The 7541-nt window shown below is 70.5% G+C and carries 6 protein-coding genes; all 6 read left to right on the top strand.

Annotated features, from left to right (window positions below):
- Positions 1-275: 275 nt before the first annotated feature.
- The 6 genes from DW299_RS08460 (at position 276) to DW299_RS08435 (ending at position 7527) form a co-directional block, all read left to right on the top strand.
- Positions 276-1016: an alpha/beta fold hydrolase gene (locus DW299_RS08460; protein ID WP_136036322.1), complete on the top strand. Its 741-nt coding sequence runs from the start codon at positions 276-278 to the stop codon at positions 1014-1016.
- A 45-nt stretch (positions 1017-1061) separates the two neighbouring features.
- Positions 1062-2885, top strand: coding sequence for an ABC-F family ATP-binding cassette domain-containing protein (locus DW299_RS08455; protein WP_136036321.1), 1824 nt, complete (start codon positions 1062-1064; stop codon positions 2883-2885).
- 41 nt (positions 2886-2926) lie between these two features.
- Complete coding sequence (locus DW299_RS08450) at positions 2927-4693, top strand: Na+/H+ antiporter (protein ID WP_136036320.1); 1767 nt, start codon at positions 2927-2929, stop codon at positions 4691-4693.
- Positions 4694-4818: 125 nt separating this feature from the next.
- Positions 4819-5721 carry a MetQ/NlpA family ABC transporter substrate-binding protein gene (locus DW299_RS08445; protein WP_136036319.1) on the top strand — a complete coding sequence of 301 codons (903 nt, stop codon included), beginning with the start codon at positions 4819-4821 and terminating at the stop codon, positions 5719-5721.
- 103 nt (positions 5722-5824) lie between these two features.
- Positions 5825-6868 carry a methionine ABC transporter ATP-binding protein gene (locus DW299_RS08440; protein WP_136030433.1) on the top strand — a complete coding sequence of 348 codons (1044 nt, stop codon included), beginning with the start codon at positions 5825-5827 and terminating at the stop codon, positions 6866-6868.
- Positions 6868-7527 (top strand): methionine ABC transporter permease, encoded by a 660-nt coding sequence (locus DW299_RS08435; RefSeq protein ID WP_136030431.1) that lies wholly within the window; start codon positions 6868-6870, stop codon positions 7525-7527. Before DW299_RS08440 ends, DW299_RS08435 begins: the two co-directional genes overlap by 1 nt.
- Positions 7528-7541: the final 14 nt, after the last annotated feature.

Below are 7541 nucleotides of genomic sequence, written 5' to 3'. Positions count from 1 at the left end.
TCGGGGTGGCGCCCCTGCCGGGCGATGTCGACCGCGAGGCGCCCGGCCAGGGCCAGCAAGCCGTCGCGGGCGGCCTGCATGCTGCTCAGCGTCTGCTCCGCCGCGACCAGGCCCGCGACCAGCTCGGCGAGCATCGCCCGCTGGGAGTCGGTGGCGTCGAGCAGCGCGGTCATGACTTCACTCCATCACCGACCACCGACATTCGAACAAAGGATCGAACGAGTGTGGACGAAAGTCAGGTCACGGAAAGGTAACGGTCGTGGTTTACTGACGCGATGCTTCTCAACGTCGTCGAAGCCGGTTCGGGCGAGCACACGGTCGTGCTCCTCCACGGCATGATGGGCTCCGCCGAGAGCTGGCACCGCGTCGTGCCCGCGCTGACGGAGCGCGGTTTCCGCGTGCTCGCGCTCGATCTCCCCGGTCACGGACTCTCGCCGCGCGATCCGCAGCTCACGATCGAGAGCGCGGCCGACGCGGTCGTCGAGACCCTGGCGCGCCTCCTCGAGCCCCCGTCCGCCACCCCCGGCCCGCCCCTGATCGCCGCGATGGGACACTCCTTCGGTGCCACGGTCCTCGCCGCGGCCGCCCCGCGACTCGAACCGGCGCTCGCCGTCTACGTCGACGCGGCGCTGACCCTGCAGGGCGGTCAGGATCGCGCGGCGCTGGTGTCGCAGTACGAACACGACCGGCGTGCACGCCTGTCGCCGGCCGAGCTGCGCCGCGCGCGTCCGTTCTATTCGGTCGCCGATGCCGAGGCGGAGGCCCGCGCGGCCGAGCGGTTCGATGCCGCGACGGCCGCGTCCGTGTCGTGCGGCTCCGATGGGCACTGGAGCGCCGCACCGGGCTCAATCGTCGTCCGCGCCGACCCCAGCGCGTGGGTCACCGACGAGGACGCGCGCCGGTTCGAGCACGAGGGCGTCCGCGTGCGGAGCATCCCCGGCGCGGCGCACACCGTCTGGTACAGCCACTTCGACGTGTTCACCGCGGCACTGCCGGAGCTCTTCGGCTCCCGCTGACGACAGGGCGGGCGGCCCGCGATCCGCGACTACCCTGGAGAGGACATGGCACATCTTCTCGGGGCCGAAGCCCTGCACCTCGAATACCCGACCCGCGTCGTCTTCGACTCCGTCACCCTCGGCATCGAGGAGGGGGACCGCATCGGGATCGTCGGCCGCAACGGCGACGGCAAGTCCAGCCTCCTCGGCATGCTCGCCGGCACCAAGGAGCCGGACTCCGGCCGGGTGACCGTGCGCGGCGGCACCCGCATCGGTGTGCTGACCCAGGCGGATACGCTCCCGGACGACCTCACGATCGGCGCGGCCGTGGTCGGCGACGTGCCGGAGCACGAGTGGGCGGGCGACGCCCGGGTGCGCGATGTGATCGACGGGCTGCTGCGGGAGCTCCCGTGGGACGCGCGGATCGGATCGCTCAGCGGCGGCCAGCGGCGGCGTGTGTCGCTCGCCAAGCTCCTGACCGGCGACTGGGACGTGATCGCGCTCGACGAGCCCACCAACCACCTCGACGTCGAGGCCATCACCTGGCTCGCCGGTCACCTGAAGAAGCGCTGGTCCCCGAATGCCGGGGCGCTGCTGGTCGTCACGCACGACCGCTGGTTCCTCGACGAGATCTGCACCGAGACGTGGGAGGTGCACGACCGCATCGTCGAGCCGTTCGAGGGCGGCTACGCGGCGTACATCCTGCAGCGGGTCGAGCGCGACCGCATGGCCGCGGCGACCGAGGCGAAGCGGCAGAACCTCGCCCGCAAGGAGCTCGCGTGGCTGCGCCGTGGCGCCCCCGCGCGCACCAGCAAGCCGAAGTTCCGCATCGACGCGGCCAACGAGCTGATCGCGGACGTGCCGGAGATCCGCGACAAGGTGTCGCTGCAGTCGCTCGCGGTGTCGCGGCTCGGGAAGGACGTGGTCGACCTGCTCGACGTCGGCGTGACCTACCCGACCGAGGACGGCGGCGTGAAGACGGTGCTGAAGGACGTGGAGTGGCGCATCGCACCGGGGGAGCGCACCGGCATCCTCGGGGTGAACGGGGCGGGGAAGTCCACGCTGCTCGGGCTGATCTCCGGTGCCGTCGAGCCGACAGAGGGCCGGGTCAAGCGCGGCAAGACCGTGCAGGTGCGCACCCTCACGCAGCGCCTCGACGAGCTCACGCCGCACTGGAACGACCCGGTGCGCGTGGTGATCTCCGGGTTGCGCACCTCCTACACGCTCGGCGCCGGGTCGAAGGCGCAAGACCTCACGCCCGGTCAGCTGCTGGAGCGGCTCGGGTTCTCGTCGGCGCAGCTGTCGACACCGGTCAAAGACCTCTCGGGCGGCCAGCAGCGCCGGTTGCAGCTGCTGCTCGTGCTGCTCGACCAGCCCAACGTGCTGATCCTCGACGAGCCGACCAACGACATGGACACCGACATGCTCGCCGCGATCGAGGACCTCCTCGACTCCTGGTCGGGCACACTCCTGGTCGTCAGCCACGACCGGTACTTCCTGGAGCGCGTGACCGACCAGCAGTACGCGATCCTCCCGGGGCCCGACGGCGCCGGACGGCTGCGCCACCTCCCCGGCGGCGTGGACGAGTACCTGCGGCTGCGCGAGCGGGTGGAGGCCGAGGGGCCGAAGCCCTCCGCGAGTGCCGCTGCGGCGGCACCGACCGGCCTCGACGGTGCCGCGCTCCGCACGGCGCAGAAGGAGGTCGCGGCGCTCGAACGACGCATCCAGAAGCTCACCGCGCAGGTCGACGCGGCCAAGCACGCACTCGCCGACCACGACCAGTCCGACTACGCCGGACTGGGGGAGCGGATGAAGGAGATCTCGGCGCAGGAGGCCGAGATCGAGGAGCTCGAGCTGCGCTGGTTCGAACTCACCGAACAGATCGGCTGAGACCAGGAATATCCTTCTCCCCATAGCGTTGGGAGGTAGGGATGGAAGGCCTTGAAGTCACCGTCCTGCTCGGACTCACGATCCTCGTCGGAACCCTGATCGCCCCGCGCGTGCGTCTCGCGCTCCCGCTCGTCCTCGTCCTGCTCGGACTGCTGCTCGGTTTCGTGCCGGAGCTGCGCGAGGTGCAGCTGCCGCCGGAGACCGTGCTGCTGCTGTTCCTGCCCGTGATCCTGTTCTGGGAGAGCCTCACCACGTCGCTGCGCTCGATCCGCCGCGACTTCCGCTACATCCTGCCGATGAGCACCCTGCTCGTGGTGGCCTCGGCGTTCGCGGTCGCGGGCATCGGCGTGCTGTTCGGGATGCCGTGGGAGGTCGCGCTCATCCTGGGCGCCGCCGTCGCCCCGCCCGATGCCACCGCGGTCGCCGCGCTCGGACGTCTGCTGCCGCGACGCATGTTCATGAAGCTGAAGGCGGAGAGCCTCACGAACGACGGCACCGCGCTCGTCCTGTATGCGATCGCGGTGTCGCTCGCGCTCGGCGGCCAGGTCACGCCGCTCTCGGTCACGTGGGACGTGCTGGTGTCGTACGTCGGCGGGGTCGCGGCGGGCGTCGCGGTCGCCGCGATCGCGTACCTGCTGCTGCGTCGCATGTCGTCGACCATCGTCATCAACGTGACGCTGCTGCTCGTGCCGTTCTCGGCGTTCCTTGTCGCCGAGATGGTGCACGCCTCGGGGGTGCTGGCCGTGGTCGTGGCCGGACTCATCGTGGCCTGGGTGTCGCCGCGCGTGACGACCGCGGCGTCGCGGCGCCAGGCGGACGCGGCGTGGCCCTTCGGCGTGTTCCTCCTCAACGGCGCGCTGTTCGTGCTCATCGGGCTCGAGGTGCAGTACGTGGTGCACGAGGTGCCGCCGTCGGTGATCGGGCGACTGGTGCTGATCACGCTCGCGGTGTGGGCCACGCTGCTGGTCGTGCGCTACCTGTTCCAGCTGCTCAACGTGCTGTTCCAGGGCAGGCCGTCCGCCCGCCCGGCCCCTGGCTCGCGCTCCCGTGCGCGCCTCGTGTCCACCGTCGCGGGGATGCGCGGAGCCGTGTCGCTCGCGATCGCCCTGTCGGTGCCCACGACCGTGACCGAGGGCGGCGCGATCGCCGGCCGCGACGAGATCGTGCTCGTGACGGCCGGGGTGATCCTGCTCAGTCTGCTCGCGCAGGCCCCCATGCTGCCCGCCCTGGTGCGCTGGGCGCGGTTCCCGGTCGACCACGCGGAGGCCGAGGAGTTCGAGCTCGCGGAGCGTGCGATCTCCGGCGCCGCTCTGGCCGCGCTGGACGACCTGGCCGCCGAGCACGGCGTCGGCGCGGAGGTGCGCGATCACGTGCGGGCCGAGGGGTATCGCAACCTGGAGTTCGCGAACGCCCGGACCCTGGCGCGGGAGCAGGCCCTGATCGACGCGGAGGCCGAGGCGCTGGACGACATGCTCGGCGAGCCCGACCCCCTGGGCATCGGCGGGGAGGAGGGCACCGGGGAGCCGGAACCCGACGGCGGCGTCGGCGGCGCGGTCGACCCCGAGTCGAGCGACGGCACGGTGCTGCAGATGATCGCGACCTCGGCCGACGTCGACCTGGCCCAGCGCTCTCCGCTCATCCGGCACGAGGAGCACACGCGACTCAAGCTCGCGCTGCTCGACCGCAAGCGCGAGGTGCTGCTCGGGCTGCGCAGCGCCGGGACCGTGGACGACCTGGTGGTGCGGCGCATCTCGGCCCGGCTCGACCTCGAACAGGTGCGTCTGCAGGGCATCGAGGAGTTCGACTGACCCTCACCCGGTGGTCCGCCCCGGGCGCCGCCGGGACCTGTGACGCCGTGTGACGGCGCGATTCCGCCGCCTGCGCCCGACCTGCCTAACGTAGTCGGGTCCCGCCAGGAAGGAACCCCCTCATCATGTCCCGCCGCACCACCACCGTCCTCGCCGCGCTCGCCGCGGTCCCGCTGTTCGTCGCGCTCTCCGGATGCGCGACGGCCTCCTCCGACGCCGGTTCCGGCGACGCGGAGAACGAGACCGTCAAGATCGGGGTCGTCGGCAAGGGCGACGCGCAGTGGCCCGCCTTCGTCGCGGCTGCCGCCGACGAGGGCATCACGGTCGAGCTGGTCGACTTCGGCTCCTACGAGCAGCCGAACCCCGCGCTGACGGAGGGCGAGATCGACCTCAACCAGTTCCAGCACATCGTGTACCTCGCCGAGTACAACAACGCCTCGGGCTCCGACCTCACGCCGATCGGCTCCACCGCGATCTACCCGCTCGGCCTGTACTCGAAGAAGTACGACGACGTGGACGACATCCCCAAGGGCGAGACCGTCGCCGTGCCGGACGACGCGTCGAACCAGGCCCGCGCGCTGAACGTGCTGCAGCAGGCCGGCCTCGTCGAGCTGAAGAGCGGCGGCACGCCCTACTCCGACCTCGCCGACGTCGACACCGAGAAGTCGAAGGTGCAGGTGAAGGCGCTGGAGGCGGCGCTCATCCCCACCTCGCTGCCCGATGTCGCCGCTGCGATCATCAACAACGACTTCGTGGAGGACGCCGGGCTCACGTTCGACGACGCGATCGCGCAGGACGACCCCGAGGACCCGAGCGCCCTGCCGTACGTGAACATCTTCGCGGCCCGCGCAGAGGATGCCGACAACGAGACCTACAACAAGCTGGTCGAGATCTTCCAGACGAACGAGGACGTGCAGGCGGGACTCCTCGAGTCCTCCGGTGGCACGGCGGTGGCGCTGCAGACCCCGGTGAAGGACCTCGTGGCCTCGCTGGAGAAGGTCCAGAAGGACGCCGACGCGAAGAAGTGACGCAGTGGGGGTGCGGGGCACCCCCACCCCATGAGGGAGAATCGGGTGGCGCCTCTCGCGTCGCCCGATTCTCCGTTTCCCGAGACCCAGACCGGAGCAGCACATGCCGATCGTCTCCCTGACGAACGTGTCCAAGACCTACCCCTCCCGCAGTCACGGTGAACCGGAGGTCGTCGCCGTCGACGACGTGACCCTCGACATCGACCAGGGCGACGTGTACGGCATCATCGGCTACTCCGGCGCCGGCAAGTCGACGCTGGTGCGCCTGATCAACGCCCTGGAGCCGGCGACGAGCGGCACCATCACGGTCGACGGCGTCGATCTCACCACGCTCGGCGAACGCGAACTGCGCCGCGTGCGCGGCGGCATCGGCATGATCTTCCAGCAGTTCAACCTGTTCTCCTCGCGCACCGTGCGGTCGAACGTGGCCTACCCGCTGACGCTGGCCGGCTGGTCGAAGCCCGACATCGAGGCGCGGGTGACCGAGCTGCTGTCGTTCGTGGGGCTGTCCGACAAGGCGAAGGCCTACCCCGAGCAGCTGTCCGGCGGCCAGAAGCAGCGCGTCGGCATCGCCCGGGCCCTGGCCACCAAGCCCGCGATCCTGCTCGCCGACGAGGCCACCAGCGCCCTCGACCCGCAGACCACGCACGAGGTCCTCGACCTGCTCAAGCGGGTCAACGAGGAGCAGGGCGTCACCATCGTGGTCATCACCCATGAGATGGACGTCATCCAGACGATCGCGACCAAGGTCGCCGTGATGGAGAACGGTCGCGTGATCGAGCGCGGCGACGTGTTCGACGTGTTCTCGGCGCCGCAGAACCCGGCGTCGCAGCGCTTCGTCGGCACGGTCGTGAAGGGCGTGCCGTCGCCGTCCGAGCTCGCCGTGCTGCGCGAGCGGCATCGCGGGCGTCTCGTCACGTTCTCGTTCCGCGACGGCGACTCGTCGCAGGCGCAGGTGTTCCTCGACCTCGCGGCCGCCGGACTCGACTTCGAGCTCGTGTACGGCGGCATCAACGACATCCGGGGCAGGGCGTTCGGGCACCTGACGCTCGCGATCCGCGGAGACTCCTCCGCGATCGACAGGGCGCTCACGACGATCGGTGAGCGCGTGGACGTGACCGTGATCGCCGCAGAGGAGGCCCGCTGATGGATCGTCTGAACGAACTGTGGCCCGAGTTCTGGTCGGCCGCACTGGAGACGCTGTACATGGCGTCGTTCGCGCTCGTGCTCGGAGGGATCCTCGGTCTTGCGATCGGCATCATCCTCTACATCACGCGCCCCGGTGGACTCCTGCAGAACCGGGTCGTCTCGGTGCTCGTCAACCTGGGGGTCAACTTCTTCCGACCCATCCCGTTCGTGATCTTCATGGCCGTCGCGCAGCCGTTCGCGCGGCTCGTGGTGGGGTCGGGCATCGGCACCACGGCGGGCGCGTTCATCATCGGGCTCGCGGCGGCGTTCGCGATCGGCCGCATCGTGGAGCAGCACCTCGTGTCGGTGTCGCCCGGCGTGATCGAGGCCGCGCGGGCGATGGGGGCGGGACCGTGGCGCATCCTGTTCACGGTCGCGATCCCGGAGTCCCTCGGACCGCTGATCCTCGGCTACACGTTCATCGTGGTCGCGCTCATCGACATGACCGCGATGGCCGGTCTGATCGGCGGCGGCGGCCTGGGTGCGTTCGCGCAGATCTACGGCTTCCGGCAGTTCGAGCCGATCGTGATGTGGGCCGCCATCATCCTGATCGTGGTGTTCGTGCACCTGGTGCAGCTGCTGGGCACGCGGCTCGCCCGGAGGATCATGCGACGCTGACCCCCGGTGGGGCG

This window comes from Microbacterium sp. K35 (assembly GCF_004794375.1).
Taxonomy (GTDB): domain Bacteria; phylum Actinomycetota; class Actinomycetes; order Actinomycetales; family Microbacteriaceae; genus Microbacterium; species Microbacterium sufflavum.
The sequence above is the reverse complement of the archived record's forward strand: the minus strand, read 5'-3'. Positions and strand labels throughout refer to the sequence as shown.